Genomic DNA, 25,027 nt, shown 5'->3' with positions numbered 1-25,027 from the left:
CATTTTAAAAGGGCTGAGAGTGTTTCTCAGCCCTTTGCGTTAATCTAGGACCAAGGCTCGTTGGTCTCTTTCTTGTGGAATACCTTCCATTACAGTTGCCACATAGTGTTGTAAGAAATGACTTTTCTGGTCTAGTAAATCTTTTTGCAAGGCAAGGTGAACCAAATCTCCAAAATAATCCAGACTGGAAATAGCCAAGTCCTGTTGAATCATGACCTGTAAGGTTTCAAGGCTAAGTGGTGAATAATCGTCACTATCCAAAACCTCATACTGTTCCAAGGTGTCTGAGAGACTATTTGAGGACATTAAATCCATAATAAAACTAGAGCCTTCCCCTGTTCGGTACAACTTTTCCAGAATGTCAGTCATATCTGCCTGTACTTCATCCTGATAACTATCCACTTTAACTCGTAGCTCATCACTAATCAAGGATAGGTCATCCTCATCCATATAATCTTGATAAACCTGATTGAGGATTGTTCTATTAGAAATACTTAATTCCAAAGAGAGAAAGGCTTTGATAAACTCTTGGTAATCGACCTTCTCCATTTCAGACAAAGCCTCTTTCATGGTGTCAAAGTTCCAAGTCATCGTACAACTCCTTTTGTGGGACTAATGGTGAATGTCCAGATTGTAGCTCCTCTAAATCAGCTTGACCATCACCATCTGTGTCAACAGACTGCGGATTGGTTCCCAAAGCTAGTTCCTGAGCATCTGTCAGACCATCCTGGTCTGAATCCTTTTCATAAATGCTTTTTGGATTCATCTACTTCTCCTCCTTTCTCTTCAGTCCATAAGCCGTACCAAGTAGAATACCAGCTCCAATCAAGCCCAAAAGGGATTCCTGTTCCCCTGTATTTGGCAAAACGCTTGCTGGAACAGGTGGTTCAAGAGACTCAATCGGTGGTTGAGGTGGAGTGGGTTGATTTGGACTTGGTTCTTCAGGTTGAGGTGTATGTGTTACAACTGTATTTGAACTGATGACATAGCCATTCACTGTATGGAGATAGGTATTCTCCACCTGACCAGCCGCAATCCGTTTCATTTGAAGGTAAACATCTGCCTGAAAGGCTGAATCATCGGAGATAGTCTCTAAGAAGGATTTATCAAATGAAATTGACACTAGGCCATTTTCTGTATCCACTTGTTGCAAGGTATATTTCGTGACTTCTGTCCCCTCTTTTAAGACAGAACCGTCTTTGAGGATGACATCCGTCATCAGATAGCTGCGATAAACACCATTATACTCATCATGCTTTTCATCATAGTTATCTTCAAAACCATATTCAAATAAATCTGTTGCACGATTGCTTGGAATCAAAGCTCCAACCAAACGATAGTTAAAGGTTTGTTGCAAGGCCACTTCTTTCCCATCAAGGCTCTCATCTTTATGAGACAAGTCAATTACCACATCTTTTTGTGGGTCTAGTTTGGGAACATTATTGACCACTGTTTCCGTGACATAGGCCAAGCCAAAATCAATCTGATAGGCTGTATTTTCATACTGACCACCTGTTTTGGTCAACTCATTTTTAACAGTCATCGGAAGCGTGACAACTAAGGTTTGACCAGTTTTCACATAAGTCTCATAAAAGTTTTTGGGATCATCGCTACTAAGGACCTGAATGGCTCCTTTAGGTGTAAACTGACGTTTAGCCATGGCATCTTGGACGACTTTCGGAGCTTCTGACAAACTCGCGTAGGTGCTGACAGAGATACCAGATACACGATTGCCATCCTTATCCAAAACTTGAATGCCATCAGGATTTAGGGTAAGAGCTTCTTCTGGGTAATCGTCTACCATGTAAAATCCCTTGGCAAGAACATCATCCGTCACGACCATGTCCTTGTATTGACTGTAATCCAAGACAATTTTGTAATAATTGACCGTATTCGGAAGAATAGTCTTTCCATCAATTGAAATGCCTTCTTGATTGGTGTTAGCCTTGTGTGGAGTTACTTTAGGGACAAAATTGGTCACCGTGTTGGTTTCATAGGCTTGCCCAAAGTCCACCTGATAAGCCACGTTTTCATAAGACTTCCCTGAATTAAGCATGGTTTCCAAAACCGTCATCGGAGTGACAATGGTAATATTCTCCCCCTTGGTCACATAAGATTCAAAAAAGGCTTGTGGGTCCTCAGGCATAAAAACTTGAAAAGCTCCTTTAGGCTGAATTTTTTGTTTCGAAAGGGCTGCTTGTAGCGTTTTAGGAGCTTCTGATAATTGAGAATAAGACTTCACCGTGATTCCTGAAACTGTTTTGCCACCAGAAGTGACAAACTGAATAGCTGCTTCATCCGGCAATAAAGCTTCTTCTGGATAATCATCCACAAAGTAAAAACCTTGTGCAATCTGAGAGTTGTCTGCTTTAATCCCTCGGTATTGGTCCAAGTCCCATGAAAGAGTATAGTGATTTTGACTTCCCACTAGCACGGGCTTCCCATTGATATCCACTTTATCCTTGTTTAGATTTTGTTTCTTGGGTTCTGGAGAAACAAGCGTGTTAGTCACTTCCTTGGTTTCATAGCCATTTCCAAAATCAACTTGGTAAGCCTTGTTTGTATAGGTCTTAGTTTGACCATAGAGACTATCTTTCACCGTCATTTTGGTCAAAAGAGCTAAAGAAGTTCCTGTTTGAACATACTGGTCATAAAAGGCTTGGTTGTCATCCGGCAAAAAGACTTGAAAGGCACCTGTCGGTGAAATCTTAGCACGAGCTAATTTATCTTGAAGGTCTTTAGGAGCTTCATTTAGTGAAGCATAGATTTTAACCGTTATTCCGGATACCTTCTGACCGTCAAGGGTTGTGATAGCCGTGCCATTTTCCACCACATCGAGCACTTCCTCTGGGTAATCGTCCACAAAGAAGAAGCCTCGTGCAATTGTCTCTTTTGCAGAACGATCTCCCTTATACTGGTCCAAATCCCAAATCAATCGGTAGTGGTTGGTTGTGCCAAAGGCTACGACCGTGTCATTAATGAGGACACCATCCGCATTTTCATTGTTTTTATCTGGTGTAATGAGTGTGGTTGTCTCCCCATCACCTGGTGTACGAACCGTTACAACATTTGAAGTGACTGTGTAAGCATTGGTTGTACCCTTGTTCAAAAGGAGTTTATAACTATTGGAATAGGTTGCCCCATCATTTTGAACAGAACCATAGAGTTTTGGAGCGTTCAGTTGATAAACCTTGGTTAAATCTTTATTTACCTCCTGCAACAAGTTTTCCTTTGCGGTCAAGGTCACAAAATTCTTAGTCTCATCAAAGCTAAGGACATAGTTTCCATTCTCTTTTTGTGTTGTTTCCTTATCAAATAGGTAACCAGCAGGCAAGTAGTCCTCAAAAATGAGACTAGTCGTTTGGGCACGATTGGGCGATAAGGCATCGATTGTTAAGGGATAAATCACCGTTGAATCTTTTGCGACAGTTTTCTCATGAAGATTAGCTTGGTCACTATTGACCACTTCTTTCATAATCTCTGGAGTTGTCGTCAAACGGTATGCATGATAATGGACTGTCGGTACTTGAGGTGGCGTTGGAAGTTCTTTTGGAATAGGTTTGACAGGTAAGGTTACTTTGGTCAAGGACAGACTAGGCTGCACTACTTCTTCCAAAGGCTTTGGCGTGAAGGTCACAGGCTTTTCTGGTGTAAATGTTTTAGGAGTAAAGACATCTGGTGTTACCGTAATAGGTTCTGGAATGGGTTCAAGTTCCACCGTTACATGAGGTTTGGGACTATACGGTGTTACTGTACGTGCAACTGGTAGGGTATTTAAAGCGAACCAGTATGACAAGCCAACATTCTGTGGCATATCGCCTTGCCCAAAGGTTACTGTGTAGGTATTGCCTGATGTAACTGTTGAGACAATAGCTCCTTTATAAGCATAACGGCTTGATGTGGTATCCCATTCCTCAGGTAAATTCAAATCACTTGCACGGTTGGAACCCAAAGAACGTGCTAGACCTTCATTAGTCACTTGAACGGTTGAACCATTAATCGGAATAAATTTCCCAGATGAATCTTTAACATATTCTAAACCAATGTCATTATGATTGAGGGAAGAGTGTGTGAAGACTCCTGGCTTTTCTTTGGAGAAGGTAACTTGTGAACCGTCTTCCAAGAAATACTTAGCAACTACACGAAACTCCATCTTGTCTGTTCGCCAGTCACCATTTCCATCATTTCGATAGGCAATGAAGCCCTCGGTAGGATCATTTGGCACAACTAGTTTCACAGCATCGGTTCCAGCTGGCGATACAAGGTTGGTAATATCGTAAGTCACTCGACTAATCTTTTTACCATTAAATCGTGCATTTTGAAGATTTTGATAGTTAAAACTAAGGGTCTCACCTGTTTTGAAGCTATCATAGACAAAGAATCCAGTTGAATCCAAAATTCTTGAGTAGCCACCCAGCATAGCATCACCAGTTGAAATGATTTGATTAGGATTTCGGGTAATGGCTCCATGTTGTGCTTGTGGCTCACCGTTATTGAGATTGAGGGCTTGAGCAAGGGCTTCAGAAATATAACCTTCTTCACCTTTTGAAATCTCGGCTAAGTCACGTCGATAGCGTTCCATTTCTTTGGCATTGTAGGCATCAATCGCTTCATTTTCTTTTCTGGCTGCAGCTTCTTTTTCTTGATTGCGTTTTGTAATAGCTTCAATCTCGGCTGCTCGATCTGAAACTAATTGTTGTTTCTCCTTATTAGCTTTATCTACTGCGGCTTGACCTGCACGGTTTTCAGCATCAACAGCTGCTTGACCTGCCTGATTCCGCTTCTCAATGGCTTCGTTATCTGCCTTTGCCTTAGCAAGTCCAGCTTCATTTTCTTTTTGAATGGCTTGGTTTTTCGCAACAATATCATCTGCCTTAGTTTTCTTTGTTAGATAATCCGCTACAGCTTGCTCGTTAGTTGATTGAATGGTTTCAACAGTCTTGCCATAGTTTGTATAGTCAAGTACAGATGTCCCATTCCCTGCTGAAACTATTTGTTCATTTACTGTCACATCAGCATCTGCATACCGAGTTTTTAGGTCATTGACTTTAGTATCAACCCAAGTATTTGTCTCTTTACCAGTTTGATTGGCCCCTTCGTAGGCCTGTGACAGCTCCTTATTTTCCTGTTCAATGCGGGCTTTATTCGATTCGTATGTCGCTTTGTCAGCTTTGTAGGTTTCAGTAACTTCATTGATAGCCTCAACTTGGTTTTGGGCATCTTCTTCTGCTTTTGAAATTTGTTGGTTGGTTTCTGCCGCAGAAGTTGTATTTCCTAAATCCATTGGACTATCTTCAACCGTAGAAACACCTTCAGCCTTTGCCTCTTCAACCACTTGCGTTACCGTATCATGTGGTACGGTGACAGCAATCGCTCCATTAGATTGTCCAGTTAACGCTAAACTTTCAGTTTGTTCAGATACAGGATTTGGCTGTGCTTCTGGTAAATTCGTAGCTGGATTCTCCGTTCGTTGAATGGTGGTATCAACTGAAGTTGTAACTTCATCAGCATGTGCAACCGTTCCTCCCCAAGCAACAACAGCCGTCACCATGGTTCCAAGGGCAACGGAACATAAAGTACGATATTTTTTACTCTTGCGAAAGACGTGTTTCTCGCCTTTTTCCTGATTGACAAGAAAGTGATGATTACATGTTTTGGTCATAAATAGTCCTTCTTTTATTTTTTCTATAGCAACAAACTGTCACTCTTTATTGGATACGAGGGCGTTAAGCGAGCACGACAAAAATAGGAGTTTTGACGAAGAAATTTACGTTCTAGGAGAAACTCTCTTTTTTGTACAGCTCGTAGCCCAAGTTCAATACCATCATAAAAAAGAAGGCTTGATTTTGTTATCACAATACATTAATGTAAAAGAAAATGTTGCTTTTGCACTACAAATATTGTAAAATTGTAGTGCAAAAGCAACATTGGAAGGAGTAAGTATGTCAAAAAAAGAGATTCTACTTGAATTTATAGAAAACCACAATGGCATTATCACCTATAAAGATTGTAAAGCTCTAAAGATTCCAACAATATATTTGACAAGACTAGAAAAAGAAGGGATTCTATACCGCGTCGAAAAAGGAATTTTCCTAACCCAGAATGGAGACTACGACGAATACTACTTCTTTCAGTACCGTTATCCCAAGGCTATTTTCTCTTATATCTCAGCGCTTTACCTGCAACAATTTACAGATGAAATTCCTCAATATTTTGACGTAACCATTCCTAGAGGCTACCGTTTTAATACTCCTCCAGCAAATCTGAACATTCATTCCGTTTCTAAGGAATATAGCGAACTAGGAATTACACTTGTAAAAACCCCTATGGGAAACGAGGTAAGAGTGTATGATTTAGAACGTATTATCTGTGATTTTGTGATTCATCGAGAAAAAATAGATACTGAGCTTTTTGTCAAAACACTTCAACATTACGGAAACTATTCTAAAAAAAATCTTACAAAACTCTATGAATATGCGACAAAAATGAACACCTTGGACAAGGTCAAACAAACTCTGGAGGTCCTAGTATGAATAAAGCTAAGCTAACAGCACTCTGTCATAAAATATCAAAGAATACTGGATTAACCTTTAATTCCGTGATGACCTATTACTTTCTTGAAGTGATTTTGAAAAAATTAAGTCAGAGTACCTATTCAAATCACTATATCTTCAAAGGAGGATTCCTACTGTCAAATGTTATCGGAGTTGAATCACGTAGCACGGTTGATATTGATTTTTTGTTCCATCAAATAACACTCTCAGAAGATACTGTGAAGCAGCAACTCAAGGAAATTTTAGCAGATTCCGAAGAAGGTATATCTTTTGTGATTCAATCAATCACAGCTATTAAAGAAAGTGATGACTATGGTGGCTATCGAGCAACAATTTCGTGCCAGCTTGAGAATATTAAACAAGTTATCCATTTGGATATTGCGACAGGTGATGTTGTAACTCCTCAGCCGATTACATACGACTATAAAGCTATTTTTGATGAAGACAATTTTCCAATCATTGCTTATACAATTGAAACAATTCTAGCTGAAAAACTTCAAACCATCTATTCACGTAACTTCTTGAACAGTAGAAGCAAAGATTTTTACGATGTTTATATTCTTTCAAAACTGAAGAAAGAAGACATTGACTTCATTCAGTTGAGAAATGCCTGTCAGAGAACATTTTCATATCGCGAAACAGAACTCGATTTTGTAAAGATTATTGAACTACTCGAGAGGTTCAAATCTGACCCTATTCAGAATAAACAATGGCAAAATTATTCAAAAAAATATAGCTATACAAAAGGGATTTCACTTGCAGATGTTCTTGATGAGATGATTCGTCTCATAACAGTTCTCATTTCTATAAATTCTGATTAATCGTGACAAAAAAAACAAAAGATATGCTAACATTTATTCATTTTGTTAGCATATCCTTTTTTATTTCGTCGTATAAGCAAAACTTAAGCTACTATCCACTCCAGATAATTTACGGAAGGTGTAGTTGGGATTGCCATTGTAATTGGTTTCGGAGATAAGGAATGAGCCATCTGGGTAAACTTTTTATAGCGATAGGTAAAACTTTGATACTATCTCCATCTTTTCCCCCGCTTCACACCGTGCGTGCGACTTTTACCGCACACGGCGTTCCATCAATAGTGTATTATCACGATTTTGCTTTATCTTTCTATATTAATATGATTAACATGATTATTCTAAGTTCAAATTTTCTTTCAATAATGGTGGATTTCCTACAAGTTCACGCAACTGATTTAATTTGGTCAGTCCTGTATTACTCAAATTCAAAAGCTGAAAGAGATTTTTGATAGCCTTCTCATTTGTTGCGTGAATCAGGCGATGACTATCTCGTCCAACAATGATAAGGTTCCTATAAGAGTCATCCTTTGTTTCTGACCAAGGTCTCTTATGGTGACAATGAATATCATCCATATCCAATTCCTGACCGGTTACAGCACATTTCCCTTTTTGAGCTACAAATAAAGAAATTCGATTATCATTGTATTCAACAGTTGCACGCTTATTTATAATTGGGTGTTCTCTCAGCCATTTTAATTTCCAGGTTTCCACAGATTCCTGTTGTTTATGAATCAATTTTCTCCCCTCAGGAGTATACCTATTCAGATTCTTATTTCTTCCTTTTAGTGTTCTCGTCTTGACATAGCTAATTGGAAGAATTGGATAACCCATTAAGTACCGAATATTTTGAGATTGAAGGTAAGGGAGAACCCCTTTATCTTTTCCCTTGTATTCTCCTATTTTTGTCAGACCTTTCGCCTGCAATCGATTTTTAAAAGAGAGGTAAAGCTGATAATGAATTTCTTCTAAATCCTTACTCACATGTGTTGCCATACTATAGTAGTTATGAATACCGATAACCATACTATTATACTTCTGTATTTCACGAATAATTGTTTCTTTAACACCTTTAATTTGTATCAATTTCATCTGTTGTTTCAGTTGATGTTTAATACGTTTCTTGGCTTTTGGTGCAATATGAGAGAAGCAAACAAAGCGATTATTCTTAGAAACTAACTTTAAAGTAATCCCGAGGAATTCACTGCTTTTCTTTCTCAGATTGGTAATTTGAGATTTTTCCTCTGAAATAGGGAGGTTAAGTCGCTCTTTTAACCACAATTTTACAGCCTTAAACGTTCGCTCTGCCTCATTCCTATTTCGACAAAAGATTTTAAAATCATCCGCATATCGAACAATATACATCTCTTTTAGTGTCGTTGAAGCTCGCAGCTTTCTATAAACATGTGACTTGTGTCTTGTTCCCTTGGAATTATATTGAGGAACTAATTCCTTACAATCTCTTTCTTCCCATTGTCGTCCTATCCACCAATCAAATTCATTAAGATTGATATTGGCAAGTAGTGGAGATAAGATACCTCCTTGTGGTGTGCCCTTAGTTGGATGGCTCACTTTTCCATTCGGAAGAACAATTGGTGCTTTTAACATTTTTCGAATAATCACTAGAAGTTGTTTGTCCCTGATACCTAAGGTCCAGATTTGACGCATTAACTTAGTATGATTCACTTCATCAAAAAAGCCTTTAATATCAACGTCAATGACATAAGACATATGACTTTTATTCATACGATACATACAGTCCATAATAGCATTATCAGCCGACCTTAAGGGTCTAAATCCATAACTGTGTTTATAAAATTTCGCTTCACAGATTGGCTCCAACACTTGTAAAATACACTGTTGGGCTACTCTGTCCCACATCGAGGGAATGCCTAGTGGTCGTTTCTTTCCATTTGGTTTAGGAATCTCTACTCTTCTGACCTTTCTGGGTCTATAATATTGAAATCTTCTTTGAACTTTAGAGATAAAGTCTTCTTGGGTCAAATTTTCTAAATCTTTAATGGTAACACCATCTACTCCCTCGGTTTGACTACCACCATTCCGCTTTATGGTACGATATGCGAGTAGTATATTTTCGGGAGATGTGATAATGTTCATCAAATTCTTAAAGTTGAATCCATTTTGACTTTTGGAATATAAATCATCAAATATTTCGGTCATGCCATAGTATTCCGCATACCTTAGTTTTTGACGTTTTAATAGTTTGTCATCATTTTTTGGTTTCGTCATGGTCTATCACTCCTCTCTTTGGATTCGTGACCTTTTATGTCTTACAAGAATCCATGAAATGATAAAGTTCATAACAATACACTATTGACTAGTGGCTGTTCCTCCAGTATCATTACAACACTTTCAAAGGTCGTGCCACCACTCTCACTAGAGATTAAGGAAAGTTATGATTTCCTTTCCATTGCTTCGCTGGTTGTGCATCCTCCACATCTCTAGCTTTCGACGTTCCCTTATCTTTATCAATACTAAACTTAGGTGCCTAGCTATACCCCTTCAACTTTGATATGCCTGTAACATAACAAGGAATTTCATATCGTCGATTCTTACTCTTCCTCAAGTTGAAACAACTTACGTTGCTATACGCATTTCTACGTACTCGCCTTCGGAGCGTACATTCGCTGGTTCGTCAGTGCTCATGCACATTCTCACCCTATTTAGTTTTTAATGACTCCCGACCTATCAGATACATATCCCACCTCTGGAACACTTTCGATTCTTAAGTCCTTAAGAATGACGGTATCTTTCAGCCGACTTCACCGAGCTTCATACCTTTACCTTTGCATCAGATAAACGCATGTCGGAGTATTAGAGAAATCGTTTCAGGGCGTTACCCCTTCATTCCAATTTTCAAGATAAGAGTTCTCCATTCTCTTCAAATTTAACCTGATAAACAGATTGATTTTTCAAGAACGTGTCTAACCTTTTCAGTTAGAAACGTCTCGCACCGACGAAAGCCACATGTCCGTATTCTGTTGGTGTGCCATGCCCTCCTCCCGCAAAGGAAAGAATAGCTCCTGCTTGTGGACTTGTCCCTGTCTCCCCACCAAGACTTGCGGCTGTACGCACCCAATCTTGGCCATTGCCCATGGTACTGATAATTGGAATCTTCTCACCGTTTTTACCTTTGAGTTTTAGACCCAGTTGGTTGATACGGGCTGCGACTCCCCAAGTACATTGGCCGTAGGCATACCCCATACCGTCACCACCTCCTGGAACAGAGTTTTCAAAAAGGTCTCCTCGTACAGCTTCAAGTGCTTTTGGATCACTTTGTGCTGTCCCACCGTTAGGTTGACTAAAGCCTTTTTCAATTTGGTAATACCACTCACTGGCTCGTGTTTGACGTTCAAGTAGCTTATCACCACTATTTCCTTCCCAGTAAATGAGAAAGAGCTGGGCAAGACTAGCTGGACTGCCTGAATTTTTGAAGAAGTCCTTTAACCAGTTGGTGTAATAAGGACTATCCCCATGCAACATGAAATCCAGTTGTAACCCTAAGTCATACCATTTTTGATGTTTTCCTTTGGCATATTCCAACAGTAAAGTATGTCTGCGTGACCCATCCGCGGTATCTGTCCATTGTCCTAAGCCTAAACCACGTTTGAGAATATTTGGGTAACGCCCATTATATATAGTTGGACCATTGAGTGATAGCCAGCCCTCATCATCCCACGAACTATCAGTCGCACCAACTGGCGGAGATAAATAGTCGCCTTCAGCTCGTTTTGGATTAATGGAAGATTCTACCGACCAATTTCCTAAAATAGCTGCGATAGCTTGATTGGTCGCACCTTTGCTTTTAAGATAGTCATAAATTGCCTTGGCTCTCTCAAACTCATCGCCGCCAAACTGACCGATAGTTGGAAGAATGGTGGTCTGAACCTGAATCACTTTTGGAAAGTAGAAAGCTGGATTGACATAGACCAACTTATCCGTGTCATCATCAACTTTTTGATAGGTGACTTTTAGACCCGTTCCGTCTTTGGTCTGACCAATAATATCTCCTGCCAAGACATGTTGATTTTCACTCACTCGGCCTGAATGAATGCCAAACAAGGTTAGTTTAGTCTTGTTCACTCCCTTACCAGATGTCAAAATAATATTCTCTCCATCAAGAGATACCTTACCATCCATAGGAGACACAATGACTTGACCTCCTTTGGCTTCTAAGATGATATGGTGATGAAGCGTTGGTTTCTCATCAATGACCTCATACCCATATCGGTAGGTCATGCTTAAGCTATCCTCACCGGTCTGTCCCTGAAAGGGATTGTCCAATTCTTGAAGGGCTAGATAGTTGCCTCCTTCTGTCAACTCCTTTAACTCTTCCTGGTCCTCATCAGACAGCTTGTAAGTAGGTTCTTTATATAAGTCAGACATGGATTTAATAGAATCTCCACCATTTAAGTCTGTCCACACTTGACTGAGAAACGCTTTGTAGGTCACACCACCTGTTTCCATGAAATCGTCAAGCTTGTAGTCTTGGTATTGATGATTCATGTAAACCATAATCTCATCAATCTTGGTGTAGTAGGCAATCCCTTTTTCGTTGGTTCTCGTATGTTCCGCATCTTCCCACGTCATGTGGGTATAGGCCTTGGTCAATTCCATCTCATCTTGTTGAATGACACTACTACCTGAAACACTCATGAAAAAGCTCATCATCAAAAGGAGTATCAAGAGAATGCCTGAGACAATCCAAGTCAAAGGATTTCCCGCAAGGACAGAAAAGAAAGTCACACTTCCCTTAATGGCTTGGACGATTCCTTTGATACCTGCGACACTTTGTTTTCTCACATGCTTTAAAAAGGTTTGGTAGCGTCTTCTTGGTTTAAGAGGTTTCTGGCGTGTGAATCCTTTTCCCTTTTTGAAGTTCTGGAATCGTTCCTTTCCATGAGAAAATTTTGTTTTGGTAAACCTCACACCAGTCTGTCCACTTTTTACTGCCACCTTACCTGCTTGATAGGTAAACCTGCCATAGCGTCTGACTTTCAAACTAGTATCCTTCATGGTTCTTAGACCATCTAAATCATCCTCCTGTGCTACCAGGTCAAGCGATTCAGATGCAGCTAAGCCTAATCCAACTTTGACTTTGGTAGAGTTTTTCTTAGTCTTTTGGACTTTCTTGAGTTGTTTAACCTCACGCTTGGCAGAACTTACGTCTTTTTCTGCACTGAGTCGATCAAATGATTTTTCTTGGTGAAACTGAAAGCGAGACTTCAGGGAAGGATTTTCTTTTTGGAAAGTAAACTTGGGATTAACTACCTGTTGTTTCTCACTTAGTTTCACTTCTGACAGATGTTTTCTTGCCGTCCGCAAACGTTCTTGAGCTTGCGGAAGTCGATAGTTCTTGATTTCCTTTACCTTCAACAGTCTAGGAGAAACATAGGTAATTTCCTTTATGAACTTCTCTTCTGCTTCCTTTTGGCTACTGAGTAGATTTCCTTTTAACTCTGTTTTCTTTTCCTGAAACAGAGAATTTTTGGCTGATTTTCGAAATCTTCCTTTTTTAGGAACAGTCTGTCTTAAGGTCCTAACTTCTTTCCGATAATGCATACGGGCTGATTTTAAGTTGCTTCGAAAGTTTTGCCTAGCCTGTTTGACTAGCTTTTTATCCTCTTTCATCTCATGTCCTCATTTTTTCAGGGTCCGTACTCATGATGTCAAAGAGCTTGGTGTGTTGTGGAATCTTATTCTTGAATGGAACAACGGTGGAACCGGCCTTAATTAAGCCTGCCCCTTTTTCAGGATTGACCAAGTATTTCTCTAGTTCCTTGGAAAGTCCAAGCATATGCACCAGCTCTTCACGATCACTCTTAGCCTGTTTTAAAAGAATCATGAACTCGCTATTGGCAATAATGCGTCTACCATTGGCATCCAAAAGAAGCGTTTCTACATTCTGAGTAATGCCTGTCGGTATCGCCCCATACTTACGGACACGACTCCAAAGTTTGAAGAAGAAATCAGAGGCATACTTGTCCAATAGAAGTAGCTGCATTTCATCAAAGTAAATCCAGGTCTTCTTCCCTAGTTTTTGATTTTTCACCACCCGATTCCAAATCTGGTCAAAGATAACCATGAGGGCAATTTGTTTTAATTCATCGCCTAACTTTTTGACATTGTAAATCAGGAAATGACTGTCTGTTTTAATATTGGTCCGATGTGAAAATATGTCCAGCGACCCTTCCACATAGAGTTCCATATCCAGTGCCAAGTCCTTAGCTTCCTGTTCAGGTTGTTGGGATAAGACAAAGACCCATTCGACCAAGGACGGTGTGTCAAAATGCTTATAGGTCAAGCGTGTCACACGATCTATCAAGGATTTTTCACGACCATCCATTTTGCGGTCTAAGAGCTTTCCTATCCAAGACAAGAGAAATTCGGATTTGACCTTAACTGGGTCCTCATCCATATTCTCATCAGATAGATCTAAGACATTTAAGAAGGTGGTAGAGTCTGGGGCAATATCAATACTCTCCCCACCAAAGGCTTGACCGATAATACTGTACTCATTTTCTGGGTCAACAATAATAATTTCAGTATCACTATCTGCTTCCTTGAGCTTTGTAGAGATGATTTCATGTTTTGTCGCCATCCCTTTGCCCGCTCCAGAAGTCCCTAAAATCAAACCTGACGGAGTATTTAACTTGCCACGGTCAATACTGATGATATTACTTGAGATTTGATTGATGCCATAAAATTTCCCACCCTTGTCCTGAATATCAACGGAAGTCCAAGGGGCATTCACAGCAATATTCGAGGTTAAGAGCGACCGAGAAACACCTTCAAGATAGTTCTTCCCAAATGGCAAGAGACTGTTAAAGGCTGCTTCTTGCATATAGGTCAAGTTGTCAATAATCATGTCATTTGACCCCGCCACTTGCTTGATAATATTAAGAGATTGTTTGAGTTGGTCTTCAGTATCCGCAAGCACTCCAATCAGAAATACGGTGTCAAACAGTTTATCTCCTGTTTGGGTCATGGTTTGAAGAAGAGCTTCAGCTTCATCGATGTTGTTCTCAAGAACATGACCGACCTTCTCCAAATAGATTCCAGTCCGAGCCATTTTTTGTTGTTCCCCAATCTTTTGTGATTCCATCAAGGTCTTCTTGGTTCGTAGCTTGGTCATGGTTTCAGACTTGGTAGAGCCTTTGGCATGTAGGCTAATCATCACTTCCAAATCTGACTGCATGAGGTCTCGAATAAATTTATCCCCTAACTCCATGCCATAGTCACGAACATAAACAATCTGTAATAATCGTTCGTCCAATTCAATATGATTCTTGTGTTTAAAGGAAAGGTAGGTTGGGGCAATAAAGTGTTTTGTGGATTGACCTGAGAGAGTCAAATCCTTGTAAGAAAACGGTAAATGATTTTCGCCTCGTAACATATCCGCAAGGACATTCACTCGCTCCTCTCCACCGAGCAAACCAAGAGATACATCAATCTCTGAAAAGCCACTCTTGAAATATTCTCCAATTTGAGACAGAGAACGAAAAGCTAGTTTTGGTGTTTGGTCGCTCTTGCCAAATGAAAGAAACTTGACAGCTGAAAAGTTGTTCTCACCCGCCTCTAAGTTGGCATCCATCATGCGATTCAATTCATCACGATAAGCATCAAACCCATCTTCCTGTAAGGGATAGAGAATACTCTTACGGAATTTTTCCAGATTGACCTTTTGATTGAAAATGGTCAGTTGGAAATTGGTCTGATCATCCAGTGAATTGATTAAATCGGAATATTTCTCAACAATAGCTCCCTTATCATCTAAGCCAACTGTTTGATAATTGATATCTCCTAAAAGATAGGTTTGTGAGAAATAACTTGGACTGACCTGCATAAGGCCATTCTGAAAAAGCCCTTGATAGGCTAACGTATTTACGGTAGAAGGTCTGATTTCCTGCTTCTGTGTTTTCGTCTTTTGCTTTTTGTCATTAGAAGAGGTCTTTGATTTCATTGAGTGTTTTAATTTTTTCACGTTGGTCTCCTTTTCTTCCAGTAAATGTGCGGTCTGGCACCGTTAGTTCATAATGAAAACGGTACTTGAGATAGGTTTCAAATGGTAAGTCATTGGGGCGATAGACCCCAAATAACATGAGTGGAATGGTAAAGCTAAAAACAAAACCATAGACAAACCAATCCCCAAATTGCCAGTAAAATAGGTTCAAACCCAATACCAAAATGGTTAGGGCGACGGCTGGAAATACAAAAATAACCTGTCTAGTTGTAAATCCTAGCCATGCCCTGTGTTGAACCTTTGATATGTCCTTAAAGACACGAGTGTTCATAAATGTTCTCCAATCTAAGTAAGCTATAAAAAGAGGAGGCGAGATAGTGACTCCCTTCCTCCTACATGCCCAAAATACTTCGGGCGGTCCGTTGACTGCCAACCAAGGCAATGATTAACAATATGGCCTGTACCAAGCCACCAAACATAATGGCGAGTGATTCCATCACTCCAGCTCCATTTGATACGGCAATCTTTCCAGCCGATTCAAACAAGGGAACAAGAGATACAATTAGAAAAATCAAAATACCTTGAACGGCATAGACCATGATGTTTTTAAGGTAACCAATCCCAACACTTCTCCAGTCATCACTAAGGAAGGTCGGAATGGTAACAGGGGCAAAAGGAATCATCAGATAGAGTTGGATAAAGCGAATGGTAATCAAGATATTGACAACCATGATGCTGGCCATTCGTACCAACCAAATGAGAATCGCAAAAAAGCCAATAATCATTTTTCCTACAATTCCAGATCCCTTGATGCCTGTGATGGTATCGTAATTAGCACCACCATTCGTGACAAGCCCTGCAACTTGTTCAATAATATAAGAGGCAAGGGCAATAATGGCTTCCACAATAACCGTCGTATTGGTAATCACGACCGCGACCATAATGTAGCTGACAATCATAGGTGCCATGGCTTCAAAGGTCATCGCACCACCTGAGTTTGCGATTTTCTTGGCCATTTTTGAGAATTCGAGTACGAGAACAACCGCAAGAATAGCTACTCCCAAGGGCTGCATAATCCCCTTGGTAATGGCTGTCATGTAAGACCACACCGTCGGATTAAAGTCCGCCAGTGACTTAACCAAGTTAGCAGTTGATTCTAAATCGACCTGAAACCCTTCAAAAAGGCTATCGCTTGACACTTTTTCAGAGGCTAGAAATACAAAAGGTGACGTAAAATTCATCATCATGTCATGTTCTGACCTCCTCTAAATGGTAATCTGTGTCACAAAAGCACCTGCGGCTCCCACCATGACACCACCAACAATTTCTAGAATGGCATTTCGGACACCTGGCCCACCATCTTTAATGTTGGTTGAAAGGTTGATAATGCCCATGACAACAAGAAAGGCTCCTACTGCAATTAAGCCTTTTTGTAATAGAGACATGGCTTGAGAGAACATAGAGCTGGCGTCCACTCCGTAAACAAAGCCTGTTAGTTTTTGATTCATATAATTCCTCATTTCTATTAATGTAGTGTCTTTTCTGTGCTTAAATCCCTTATTTTATGGCCTGACAAATCTAGCTCTTCCTCAGCGGTTAGGGGATTGATATGATAGTGCCACCAGCGTTCATCAGATTCCTTATCCGCAAGCCATTTCCAATTCTTATGTTTGAGTGGAAAATATTTCTTGGTTCGAAAAACAGGAACTCCTGCAATGCGTACGAGGCATTCATCTCGTTTCATATTCCCTACTTCATCAGCCGTCATCAAGTCACGGGCAATTTTCTGGTGAGAGGTAGAACTTGAGCCAGTCTGCCCAAAAGAACGACTGGTACTTCTGACATCAATGGTTTGTTTGCCTAATAGACCACTCATAAATTTGAAAGTTTCCTCGTCATTTCCACCCAAATATAGGAGGCTGTCACAATTCCCCAGTATAGTTTTCCAAGCCTCTTTTTCCTTATAAAGTCCTTGGAGTTGAGCAATATTTTGCAAGATTGGAACTAGACTCATGTTCCTAGAGCGAACTGTTGAGGTTTGTTCAGCAAAGTCTGGGATTTCTCCGACATTCGCAAACTCATCCAGATAGCTTCTAACATGAATAGGCAGTTGCCCTTTAAAGTCAACATCAGCCTGTCTGGTCAAAGTGGAGAAAACCGTAGAGAAAAATAAAGCAGATACGAAACGAAAGGTCGTATCATTGTCTGGAATAACAAGATAGACCATGGTCTTTTGAGTGCCCCACGTTTTCAAATCCATAGTGTCTCTTTGCGTCAAATCAATCACCGATTGGATATTAAAGAGGGCAAATTTAGCTGTTGTGACCGCAATCACCGAATCCAAGGTTTTATCTTTATAGTTTTGAAAATCTGCCCAGTTTCTCATGGTAAAGTTCTCGTGACCGTATTTTTTAGCGTAATCTTCAAACAGGACTTCAAGAACACTTTTGTCCTGATTATCTCCCTTTGATAAGAGTTTGATGAGTTTCCCAATCTCAGAAAAGGCTGGATAACGGCCACGCTTACGTCTTGCTTCCTGCTCTTGCTTGGAACTTCCTGGTGGATTGTAAAAATCTACCAAATAAGAGGCAATAGCTCTCACCAATGTCATGGAAGCCTCGTCCCAAAATGGATCACTGCGAGAACCAGATCCACGGGTATTGTTAAAATAGACCGTTAACATGCGGTTCAAATCATTCTCTGTTTCTACATAACGAAAGGGATTAAAACCGTCCGAATTGGTCATATTAACCAAGTCTAAAACCTTGACCTGATAACCGTTTTCTAAAAAGAGTTTACCTGTCTTCTCAGCCAAATGGTCTTTCGGATCTACGACAATATTGGAACAATTAAGTTGGATAAGGTTGGGTTTCACAAAGCGAAAGGTCTTACCTGCCCCAGAACCCCCAATGACAATCAAGTTTTTATTTCGGTCAAACTGGGGTTTCTTCTTTTCCAACAAGGTTAGACGAACATCACGAGCCAAAATCGTGTCATTAAAAGGATTCTTACTGTAAAAGTTCCGCTTTTCCTTACTGGTTCCAAATCGTGCAGAACCGTATTCTTCCCCTTCTCGATAGATTTTCTGGCCTGTCGATACATAAAGATAGACTAGTGTCATCGTTAGAACCCCAAGGATAAAGGCAAGAAGAGATTTTTGAGTAAAGGAAAATAGCCATAAAGGATTGAAGACTTGATTTAGCCCCTCTCCTAAGAGGTAGGCAAAACGTTCCATAGGTGGGGCATTGGTTAAACTATCATAGAGCAGGGTTAGACGATGGCAGAAATAACCAAAGGCGAGCCCCATGAGTCCAAAGACTAAAGCTTTTCGTCTTGAATACATTACAAGGTCACCTCCTTGGTTTTGACTGCCGAAGGTTCTGTCACTCTAATTTTCTCTTTGGCCAGTTCTATCTCTTGATCCAAGGTTTTATCAAAGGTTAAACCTTCTAGCTTCTCTGGATTAGACATCAGTTTCTTCAACAATTCATCCAAGTGATGATCGAGCAAGGTCTTATCCTTGGCATAAAAGTAGAGATAGTCTTTTTGCCAACTAATTGCGACTGGCAGTTTTTCTGACTCCATCAACTCCTTAAATTTCTCCACATCGATTGGCTTATCCAGTATGTCTTTACTAACATCTATCGCTTCAATTGCGTAAGGGCTTTGAAGGAGTTCTTCCAGTTTTTGAACCCCAATCTTATAAGCTGAATCTTGAGCTAAGGCTTGCCTAGCCGACCATTCTAAGAGCTTTAAGAAGGTTCTGACTGTCAATAAACTACTTCTTTCCACGTATTGCATCGCTTGACGTTCTTGTTGTTCAGATGACATGGTGACCTCCTCTTTTTTCGATTCCCTATCAAACATAAGGTGCTTCCATAATACGTAAGCACTCTTGATTTTGGTATCACAAGAAAGTTACGACATAAGCCAAACTATTCCAAAGTAAATGTAAGGCGATTGCCGTCATACAATCAGTTTTCAACCGAACAACAGCCAAGGTCAAGCCAAGACAGCTATACATGAGCCAACTCCCTAACTGATTGGGTCCATGGGATAGAACAAAGAGAAAACTGGTCACGCCTATTTGTACAAAAGGGAATATCAATTTTTCCCACAGAAATTGCCTATAAACAATCTCTTCAAGTATGCTTGCATTGGCCAGAAACAATAAAAAGATAATAGGAAGAACCTGTTTTCCTACTTGTAACAAGACCGCTTGATTCCTAGTCTGAACTGGAAATAGGAAGCTGATGAAGACTGCAAAAGCAACCATAGACACAAAACCAAGAAGCAACCAACTTAGGCGATTTCTTAAGGTTATATTTTTTGCTTGAACAGTTTTATGACGGGCAATCTCTAAGCAAGTCACACTTAATGGGACCAATTGTAGCAAGACTATTCCCTCTATTGTCAGATACTCTTTCAGGTATAAACTCACCAGAAGACCGTTAAGCTGTATGGCTAGATAAAACAACACTATCCTTATCATTGTCACCTCTTGAATAAATCTTCATAATCAATATCTAAGACTAGAACAATACGCTCAACCCATCTTGTTTGTGGCATCAGACGATTGGATTTGTAATGTCGCAGTTTTTGATAGAGACGATTAAATTCACTTGGATAAACATATTGACCGTTGAATACTTTGCGTGCTAGTTCTGCCCAAGTGAGTTCTTTTTCGGCCAGAATGATCTCTAAATTGTCCCAAAATCGTTCATTCATCTTCACACCTATCCTGTCACTTGTTTCATCAGGCTGGCCTGAAACAGCTCTTCTTTTACCTGTCTGGGAAGAAAGGTTCGCACTTCATCTAGCCCAATAGCTGGATAGACATGATTCTGACAGACAATGAGGGGCAGACGAAGGTTTTGGTCTGGCTTTTGGAGAATGAGCTGAATCATCTCATTCAAACTTATCGAATATTGACGTTTAAAGCGAAGAAATCGTGGCGACAGCAACTCAAAACAATCCGTGGTTTTGGCAAAGAGTGACAGTAAGATTTCACGGTTTACATCACACGCTTTTGTACAACGATAAGTCACCCCATAGTTGGTCAAAATGGTTAGTAAGTCTTGATTTGTATTGGTATTATTTCCTAGATATACCTCAAGCATAGGCACCTCCTTATAGGGTTAGGCTATTTTCAACTGTTGGTTCAGGAGTTGAGAAATAGCGACTCATATCAATGGGCATCCGTCCTTCACCAAAGCACTTGACCGTCACTAAAGTCGTTAAAATGCCATCCTTTCCTCTAGCAGAATAATTTTCACCAAAGGCACGAAAGGCCAGGTGATTGTCTTTCGTCAATAGTGTATCTACACCATTTTTAATATCCCTAGTTTCCATAAAATCCGAAATCCGATGAAGATTGGATTCGTAGAATAGGGGGTCATTCATCTCCTTGTGGTAATCATCTTCAAAAGTCACCTCAAAGTCACAATCAAAATTGGGGAGCGACAGTATCTTTTGTAATAACTGATTGGTTTCAACTTGGTGAATACGTTCTTCTAATTCAGTACAATCTAAGATACTTTTCTTATGTAGTAGGTTCATATTTTTCTTCCTCTTCTATTCTTCTAAATTCTCTGGCAATGGCTTCAATAACTGTGACAGTCACGCTATTGCCTGCCTGTTTGTATAGTTGGCTCTTACTGGAAACACTTTCTGCTCTTTCATAAGCCCATTCAGGAAAGCCTTGAAGTCTGAAACACTCTCTTGGTGTCAGTCGTCTTATTCTCAGGCGAAAAAGTTTCCCCTCTAAGACAATGCCTGTAACTTCATACCACTTATCCTGTCGATATTCCAGTTCCAGAGCAGCAACCACCACTCCCATATTGTCTGAAGTTGTCAAGGTATTGGATATTCCCTTTCCCACTCGTCCCCTACGTTTGGTTGAGTCTGGATAAGCCAGATTGACAGAGTCTCCAAGAGTTGCCTTTGCGTACCCTGTTTTTGTGGCTTCCTTGATTTTCAGAAATGGCAGCTCCTCCCTCAGCAAAATTTTTGGCACCTTATCTCCACCTTGCATGGTGGTCAAAGTCGGTGACAAGCCAGCAATGTCAAATACTCTTCCAGTTTGGTCAAAGCTAGTCGGCAGATTTCCTGCGACAACAACTCCGTGTCTGTCTTGACTGGTCAAAGTAAACATAGGGTCTTGATTGTCCTTAAATCGACGACCATGTTGGCGTTTTTCTAGTCTATCTGGTGTTAAAACTGGAATGGCGATTTTTGCCCCCTCTCCTTTACCTCTTGTTAGTGTAGGAGCAAGTCCATTCGTCAGATAGACTTCACCATTCAAACCACGTTTAGAGGGATTGATATTTCCTAGCCTTTCAAGATGAGCTGGGCTGTTTTCTCTTCTGAGAGGAAATATGAATCTGGAACGGTATCTTCTAGAATGTCCGATAATAAAGACCCGCTCTCTGTTTTGCGGGACTTGGAAGTCCTTACTGTTAAGCACCTGCCATTCGACATCATACCCCAATTCATCCAACGTGGAGAGGATTGTGGCGAACGTCCGTCCCTCGTCGTGATTGAGTAGGCCTTTGACGTTTTCCAAAAATAGAAAACGTGGTTGGATTTGTTTGGCCGCTCGAGCAATCTCAAAAAAGAGAGTCCCTCGAGTATCTTCAAATCCCAATCGTCTGCCTGCGAGTGAAAATGCTTGGCAAGGAAATCCCCCGCAGATGATGTCCACTTGCCCTCTAAATTGTCTAAAGTCATGGTCTGTGACCTCTTTAATGTCATGGTATTCTATTTCCCCTTCTGTGTTAAACATAGCTTTATAAGATGTTCTGGCGAATTTATCAATTTCACAAAAGCCCAGGCATTTATGACCTTGTGATTCCATTCCTAGCCTAAAACCGCCTATTCCAGCAAATAAATCTAAAAATTTCATTTTTCCTCTCTTTCCAACTAAAAAAGAGCCTTACACATGTAAAACTCTTGCTTATATATGATCATCCATTTCTGGTGCACGAATGATTTCAACAATCAAAATGATGATAGAAATCAGATAGATTCCGCCTAGTATCCACAAAATCACCTTATTCACCTCCCTTTACTTCTTGTCGTCTCAGTTGCTTGGTCCACTCTGATAGCACACCATTAAATACGTATTCAGCTATTACTTCCGCTGACCGAGCAAATCGCATATGTTCCAAAGCATACTGATAACGGTCACTAAAATAAATCATGGCATAGTCACTAGCTGACTGAGATAGACCTGTCTGTCTTAACTGGTCATGAACCAAACCCCAAATATAGTCTCGATCGTACTTGGTCACGCCATCGACTTTTGCAGTAAAGTTTTCTTCTTGTTTCTCATCTACCAGCTGTCTCTCCTCCTCATCCTCAATAAGGAAATCACTCCCTTTAGTTTCACTACATTTAGTCTCACTTCTTTCAGTCTCACTAGGGGCTGAATTTAAGACCGGCCCCGTCTTTCTTTGAGACCCCCCTAGTGTTTTTTTAACACTAGCCCCGTCTGTATGTAAGACTGGGGTATTATCATGTTCTAATTCCCCCAAGTAAATTTTATTTGCCATTCGACCTCTTTCACTAGAGGACTGTTGGACTTCATCAATTAAGCCATAGTCACGTAAGTTTTTTTTGATTGAAAGTAATTTTGACTTTGAACAGCCTAATAGTGCCATCAGATTTGAATTGGAATAAATCAAATAAATAGCCCCATCCTCATCAATCCAACCTTTACTCAAAGACAACTCCAACCGATCTTTTAAAACCGCGTAGGCTACCTTAACCTCCAGCTTCATATCCTTATAACGTTCACTCTCAAACAAGACTTTTGGGAGTTTATAATAACGCTCTGATGTCTGATACTGATTAGCGGTAATACGTTTCATGATTATCCCTCCAAGACTAAAAGTCCAACATTTCCGAATTCATCAAATCGGATTAAACCTACTTGTTCCAATTCATCAACCAGATGAGTTGCTTTCTCAATATCAACTCCTAAAATAGCCACGAGATGGCACATCACGATTTGGCGTGATGATTTTTCCTTCTTTTGCATGATTACCTCCAAAACGCAAAAAAAGGGGTAGACAATTTAATGTCTACCCCCGAAAATTTATTAAAACAAAAATCCTGCCAAAGAATTTTTGGCAGGATTTTTGGCAGGAAACCAAATTAATTTATCAGTTTCTATCAATCGCTTATCGCTCTCAAAGACTGGTAAATAGGGATTCCGCAATCTAATTATGATGTGACTCTTATTTAAGAGTAACTGAAGCGCCTGCTTCTTCCAATTTAGCTTTGATTTCTTCAGCTTCTGCAGTTGCAACGCCTTCTTTAACCATAGCTGGTGCACCGTCAACAAGCTCTTTAGCTTCTTTAAGACCAAGACCAGTAATTTCACGTACAACTTTGATAACGCCAACTTTTTTGTCGCCAGCAGATGTCAATTCAACGTCGAATGAATCTTTAGCTTCTTCAGCAGCACCACCAGCTGCAGCAACAGCTACAGGAGCAGCTGCAGTTACACCAAATTCTTCTTCGATAGCTTTAACAAGGTCGTTAAGCTCAAGGATAGTAGCTTCTTTAATTTCAGCAATAATGTTTTCAATGTTCAATGCCATTGTGATTTTCCTCCAATTTAGGTTTTTAAATAGTTTGTAGCACTAAGCAGCTACGCTCTGACGCATTAAGCTGCGTCTTCTTTTTCTGCAACAGCTTTGACAGCGTATGCAACGTTGCGAACTGGCGCTTGAAGTACAGAAAGCAACATAGAAAGCATGCCTTCGCGGTTTGGCAATGTAGCAAGTGCTTCGATTTCTTCTTTAGAAGAAACTTTACCTTCTACAGCTCCACCTTTGATTTCAAGAGCATCAGCAGTTTTCGCGAAATCGTAAATTGTTTTAGCTGGAGCAACTGCATCATTTGAGAATGCAACTGCAGATGGACCTACAAACAATTCTGCAAGCCCTTCAAGACCAGCTTGCTCAGCAGCACGACGCAAGATTGAGTTTTTGATAACTTTGTACTCAACTTCTGCACCACGCAAGTTACGACGAAGAACTGTATCTTGTTCTACTGTCAAACCACGAGCGTCTACAACAACGATAGATGTTGCAGCTTTCATTTGCTCAGCAACGGCATTTACTAATTCCGCTTTTTTAGCGATAATAGCTTCACTCATTTTTTTACCTCCGTTTTTATTTTGGGCTAGGCACAAAAAAATCGCACCTAAACCTAGACACGAAAGTACAAATACGTTTATCTCAATAATCGTTTTGTGCCTCGGTAGGATGTTTATGAGTCCAGCTCCCCTACTGTCTTAGGTCAGTTTTTTCAAACCTCAATTATCATAACACAGTATTTTCAATAATGCAAGACTTTTATCCTATTTTTTTAAACATTTTTTCAAACTGGTATTGCCGTTTAGTTCGCTTCAGTTGTAGAGGTCAGACTTGGAATGTGAAACACGAGTTGCTGTGATTTGCTTCGCAAATCCTATCTCCAACCTTTTTAGCTCGATTTTTTCATTTCTAAACTCAGGCTGAAACAGTTCACTGAACAATTTTACTCCACCGGCCTGTTAAACCCAATCAACCACTGCTCTGAGATGTTGACACTAACCTTGAGAAGTGATGATGGACTTTTTACCCAGCTTCTCGCTTGTCGAAGTAAGCTAAGATAAACTAACA

General features: G+C 40.2%; 22 protein-coding genes, 1 pseudogene and 1 other annotated feature. Of the genes and pseudogenes, 2 read left to right on the top strand and 21 right to left on the bottom strand.

Features of this window, described 5'->3' with window-relative positions; genetic code table 11:
- Nucleotides 1-39 precede the first annotated feature (39 nt).
- From GPW69_RS04900 to GPW69_RS04890, 3 genes are read right to left on the bottom strand one after another with little or no spacing between them, the layout of a single operon-like run.
- Nucleotides 40-591, bottom strand: a complete 552-nt coding sequence (locus GPW69_RS04900) for a hypothetical protein (protein ID WP_074390959.1) — start codon at nt 589-591, stop codon at nt 40-42.
- The gene (locus tag GPW69_RS04895; RefSeq protein ID WP_074390958.1) at nt 575-766 is read right to left on the bottom strand and encodes a calcium-binding protein; all 192 of its coding nucleotides are present in this window, start codon (nt 764-766) and stop codon (nt 575-577) included. Before GPW69_RS04895 ends, GPW69_RS04900 begins: the two co-directional genes overlap by 17 nt.
- Complete coding sequence (locus tag GPW69_RS04890) at nt 767-5,662, bottom strand: SspB-related isopeptide-forming adhesin (RefSeq protein ID WP_074390957.1); 4,896 nt, start codon at nt 5,660-5,662, stop codon at nt 767-769. It lies immediately after the preceding gene.
- A gap of 280 nt (nt 5,663-5,942) precedes the next feature.
- Between GPW69_RS04890 and GPW69_RS04885 the strand changes: the two genes are divergently transcribed.
- Together GPW69_RS04885 and GPW69_RS04880 are read left to right on the top strand one after the other, a co-directional pair.
- A complete protein-coding gene (locus tag GPW69_RS04885) occupies nt 5,943-6,533 on the top strand; it encodes a type IV toxin-antitoxin system AbiEi family antitoxin domain-containing protein (RefSeq protein ID WP_074390956.1) in 591 nt (196 codons plus the stop codon).
- Complete coding sequence (locus GPW69_RS04880) at nt 6,530-7,375, top strand: nucleotidyl transferase AbiEii/AbiGii toxin family protein (protein ID WP_074390955.1); 846 nt, start codon at nt 6,530-6,532, stop codon at nt 7,373-7,375. The genes GPW69_RS04885 and GPW69_RS04880 overlap by 4 nt, the downstream gene beginning before the upstream one ends.
- Nucleotides 7,376-7,435: 60 nt before the next feature.
- Here the strand turns inward: GPW69_RS04880 and GPW69_RS10925 are convergent.
- The 18 genes and pseudogenes from GPW69_RS10925 to rplJ all read right to left on the bottom strand — a co-directional run.
- Nucleotides 7,436-7,558, bottom strand: a pseudogene (locus tag GPW69_RS10925) (CHAP domain-containing protein); the annotation flags it as partial.
- A gap of 147 nt (nt 7,559-7,705) precedes the next feature.
- Nucleotides 7,706-9,619: a group II intron reverse transcriptase/maturase gene (gene ltrA / locus GPW69_RS04875; protein WP_074390954.1), complete on the bottom strand. Its 1,914-nt coding sequence runs from the start codon at nt 9,617-9,619 to the stop codon at nt 7,706-7,708.
- Between the two features lie 708 nt (nt 9,620-10,327).
- Nucleotides 10,328-13,021: a phage tail tip lysozyme gene (locus tag GPW69_RS04870; RefSeq protein ID WP_074391046.1), complete on the bottom strand. Its 2,694-nt coding sequence runs from the start codon at nt 13,019-13,021 to the stop codon at nt 10,328-10,330.
- 1 nt (nt 13,022) lies between these two features.
- The gene (locus GPW69_RS04865; protein ID WP_171841447.1) at nt 13,023-15,374 is read right to left on the bottom strand and encodes a VirB4-like conjugal transfer ATPase, CD1110 family; all 2,352 of its coding nucleotides are present in this window, start codon (nt 15,372-15,374) and stop codon (nt 13,023-13,025) included.
- Nucleotides 15,331-15,684 (bottom strand): PrgI family protein, encoded by a 354-nt coding sequence (locus GPW69_RS04860; RefSeq protein WP_074391048.1) that lies wholly within the window; start codon nt 15,682-15,684, stop codon nt 15,331-15,333. Before GPW69_RS04860 ends, GPW69_RS04865 begins: the two co-directional genes overlap by 44 nt.
- A gap of 61 nt (nt 15,685-15,745) precedes the next feature.
- On the bottom strand, nt 15,746-16,600 hold the full coding sequence (locus GPW69_RS04855; RefSeq protein ID WP_074391049.1) for a conjugal transfer protein TrbL: 855 nt from the start codon (nt 16,598-16,600) through the stop codon (nt 15,746-15,748).
- An 18-nt stretch (nt 16,601-16,618) separates the two neighbouring features.
- On the bottom strand, nt 16,619-16,861 hold the full coding sequence (locus tag GPW69_RS04850; RefSeq protein WP_001072182.1) for a hypothetical protein: 243 nt from the start codon (nt 16,859-16,861) through the stop codon (nt 16,619-16,621).
- Nucleotides 16,862-16,878: 17 nt separating this feature from the next.
- Nucleotides 16,879-18,696: a VirD4-like conjugal transfer protein, CD1115 family gene (locus GPW69_RS04845; RefSeq protein ID WP_074391050.1), complete on the bottom strand. Its 1,818-nt coding sequence runs from the start codon at nt 18,694-18,696 to the stop codon at nt 16,879-16,881.
- The gene (locus tag GPW69_RS04840; RefSeq protein ID WP_062897144.1) at nt 18,696-19,184 is read right to left on the bottom strand and encodes a hypothetical protein; all 489 of its coding nucleotides are present in this window, start codon (nt 19,182-19,184) and stop codon (nt 18,696-18,698) included. The genes GPW69_RS04845 and GPW69_RS04840 overlap by 1 nt, the downstream gene beginning before the upstream one ends.
- A 76-nt stretch (nt 19,185-19,260) precedes the next feature.
- A complete protein-coding gene (locus GPW69_RS04835) occupies nt 19,261-19,845 on the bottom strand; it encodes a CPBP family intramembrane glutamic endopeptidase (RefSeq protein ID WP_062897145.1) in 585 nt (194 codons plus the stop codon).
- 2 nt (nt 19,846-19,847) lie between these two features.
- A complete protein-coding gene (locus tag GPW69_RS04830; protein ID WP_014636955.1) occupies nt 19,848-20,081 on the bottom strand; it encodes a hypothetical protein in 234 nt (77 codons plus the stop codon).
- An 8-nt stretch (nt 20,082-20,089) separates the two neighbouring features.
- Nucleotides 20,090-20,473 carry a thioredoxin domain-containing protein gene (locus GPW69_RS04825; protein ID WP_074391051.1) on the bottom strand — a complete coding sequence of 128 codons (384 nt, stop codon included), beginning with the start codon at nt 20,471-20,473 and terminating at the stop codon, nt 20,090-20,092.
- 10 nt (nt 20,474-20,483) lie between these two features.
- The gene (locus tag GPW69_RS04820; RefSeq protein WP_016480097.1) at nt 20,484-20,912 is read right to left on the bottom strand and encodes a hypothetical protein; all 429 of its coding nucleotides are present in this window, start codon (nt 20,910-20,912) and stop codon (nt 20,484-20,486) included.
- Nucleotides 20,896-22,257 carry a DNA (cytosine-5-)-methyltransferase gene (gene dcm / locus GPW69_RS04815; RefSeq protein ID WP_074391052.1) on the bottom strand — a complete coding sequence of 454 codons (1,362 nt, stop codon included), beginning with the start codon at nt 22,255-22,257 and terminating at the stop codon, nt 20,896-20,898. The genes GPW69_RS04820 and dcm overlap by 17 nt, the downstream gene beginning before the upstream one ends.
- 148 nt (nt 22,258-22,405) lie before the next feature.
- Nucleotides 22,406-23,224, bottom strand: coding sequence for a replication initiator protein A (locus GPW69_RS04805; protein WP_024401260.1), 819 nt, complete (start codon nt 23,222-23,224; stop codon nt 22,406-22,408).
- Nucleotides 23,225-23,226: 2 nt separating this feature from the next.
- A complete protein-coding gene (locus GPW69_RS04800) occupies nt 23,227-23,394 on the bottom strand; it encodes a hypothetical protein (RefSeq protein ID WP_032499127.1) in 168 nt (55 codons plus the stop codon).
- Nucleotides 23,395-23,593: 199 nt separating this feature from the next.
- Entirely contained in the window at nt 23,594-23,959 is a 366-nt protein-coding gene (gene rplL / locus GPW69_RS04795) for a 50S ribosomal protein L7/L12 (RefSeq protein WP_002936483.1), read from the bottom strand.
- 65 nt (nt 23,960-24,024) lie between these two features.
- Nucleotides 24,025-24,519 carry a 50S ribosomal protein L10 gene (rplJ, locus tag GPW69_RS04790; RefSeq protein WP_002936486.1) on the bottom strand — a complete coding sequence of 165 codons (495 nt, stop codon included), beginning with the start codon at nt 24,517-24,519 and terminating at the stop codon, nt 24,025-24,027.
- A 26-nt stretch (nt 24,520-24,545) separates the two neighbouring features.
- Nucleotides 24,546-24,680: a sequence feature (ribosomal protein L10 leader region), on the bottom strand.
- Nucleotides 24,681-25,027 lie beyond the last annotated feature (347 nt).

The organism is Streptococcus suis (assembly GCF_902702775.1).
Taxonomy (GTDB): Bacteria; Bacillota; Bacilli; order Lactobacillales; family Streptococcaceae; genus Streptococcus; species Streptococcus hashimotonensis.
Note: the sequence above shows the minus strand (reverse complement) of the source record. Positions and strands in the feature narration are given on the sequence as shown.

What these genes read in the sequence shown, in the direction of transcription:
- GPW69_RS04900 (WP_074390959.1), bottom strand. Translation starts at nt 591, where the DNA reads ATGACTTGGAACTTTGACACCATGAAAGAGGCTTTGTCTGAAATGGAG.
- GPW69_RS04895 (WP_074390958.1), bottom strand. Translation starts at nt 766, where the DNA reads ATGAATCCAAAAAGCATTTATGAAAAGGATTCAGACCAGGATGGTCTG.
- GPW69_RS04890 (WP_074390957.1), bottom strand. Translation starts at nt 5,662, where the DNA reads ATGACCAAAACATGTAATCATCACTTTCTTGTCAATCAGGAAAAAGGC.
- GPW69_RS04885 (WP_074390956.1), top strand. Translation starts at nt 5,943, where the DNA reads ATGTCAAAAAAAGAGATTCTACTTGAATTTATAGAAAACCACAATGGC.
- GPW69_RS04880 (WP_074390955.1), top strand. Translation starts at nt 6,530, where the DNA reads ATGAATAAAGCTAAGCTAACAGCACTCTGTCATAAAATATCAAAGAAT.
- ltrA (WP_074390954.1), bottom strand. Translation starts at nt 9,619, where the DNA reads ATGACGAAACCAAAAAATGATGACAAACTATTAAAACGTCAAAAACTA.
- GPW69_RS04870 (WP_074391046.1), bottom strand. Translation starts at nt 13,021, where the DNA reads ATGAAAGAGGATAAAAAGCTAGTCAAACAGGCTAGGCAAAACTTTCGA.
- GPW69_RS04860 (WP_074391048.1), bottom strand. Translation starts at nt 15,684, where the DNA reads ATGAACACTCGTGTCTTTAAGGACATATCAAAGGTTCAACACAGGGCA.
- GPW69_RS04855 (WP_074391049.1), bottom strand. Translation starts at nt 16,600, where the DNA reads ATGATGATGAATTTTACGTCACCTTTTGTATTTCTAGCCTCTGAAAAA.
- GPW69_RS04850 (WP_001072182.1), bottom strand. Translation starts at nt 16,861, where the DNA reads ATGAATCAAAAACTAACAGGCTTTGTTTACGGAGTGGACGCCAGCTCT.
- GPW69_RS04845 (WP_074391050.1), bottom strand. Translation starts at nt 18,696, where the DNA reads ATGTATTCAAGACGAAAAGCTTTAGTCTTTGGACTCATGGGGCTCGCC.
- GPW69_RS04840 (WP_062897144.1), bottom strand. Translation starts at nt 19,184, where the DNA reads ATGTCATCTGAACAACAAGAACGTCAAGCGATGCAATACGTGGAAAGA.
- GPW69_RS04835 (WP_062897145.1), bottom strand. Translation starts at nt 19,845, where the DNA reads ATGATAAGGATAGTGTTGTTTTATCTAGCCATACAGCTTAACGGTCTT.
- GPW69_RS04830 (WP_014636955.1), bottom strand. Translation starts at nt 20,081, where the DNA reads ATGAATGAACGATTTTGGGACAATTTAGAGATCATTCTGGCCGAAAAA.
- GPW69_RS04825 (WP_074391051.1), bottom strand. Translation starts at nt 20,473, where the DNA reads ATGCTTGAGGTATATCTAGGAAATAATACCAATACAAATCAAGACTTA.
- GPW69_RS04820 (WP_016480097.1), bottom strand. Translation starts at nt 20,912, where the DNA reads ATGAACCTACTACATAAGAAAAGTATCTTAGATTGTACTGAATTAGAA.
- dcm (WP_074391052.1), bottom strand. Translation starts at nt 22,257, where the DNA reads ATGAAATTTTTAGATTTATTTGCTGGAATAGGCGGTTTTAGGCTAGGA.
- GPW69_RS04805 (WP_024401260.1), bottom strand. Translation starts at nt 23,224, where the DNA reads ATGAAACGTATTACCGCTAATCAGTATCAGACATCAGAGCGTTATTAT.
- GPW69_RS04800 (WP_032499127.1), bottom strand. Translation starts at nt 23,394, where the DNA reads ATGCAAAAGAAGGAAAAATCATCACGCCAAATCGTGATGTGCCATCTC.
- rplL (WP_002936483.1), bottom strand. Translation starts at nt 23,959, where the DNA reads ATGGCATTGAACATTGAAAACATTATTGCTGAAATTAAAGAAGCTACT.
- rplJ (WP_002936486.1), bottom strand. Translation starts at nt 24,519, where the DNA reads ATGAGTGAAGCTATTATCGCTAAAAAAGCGGAATTAGTAAATGCCGTT.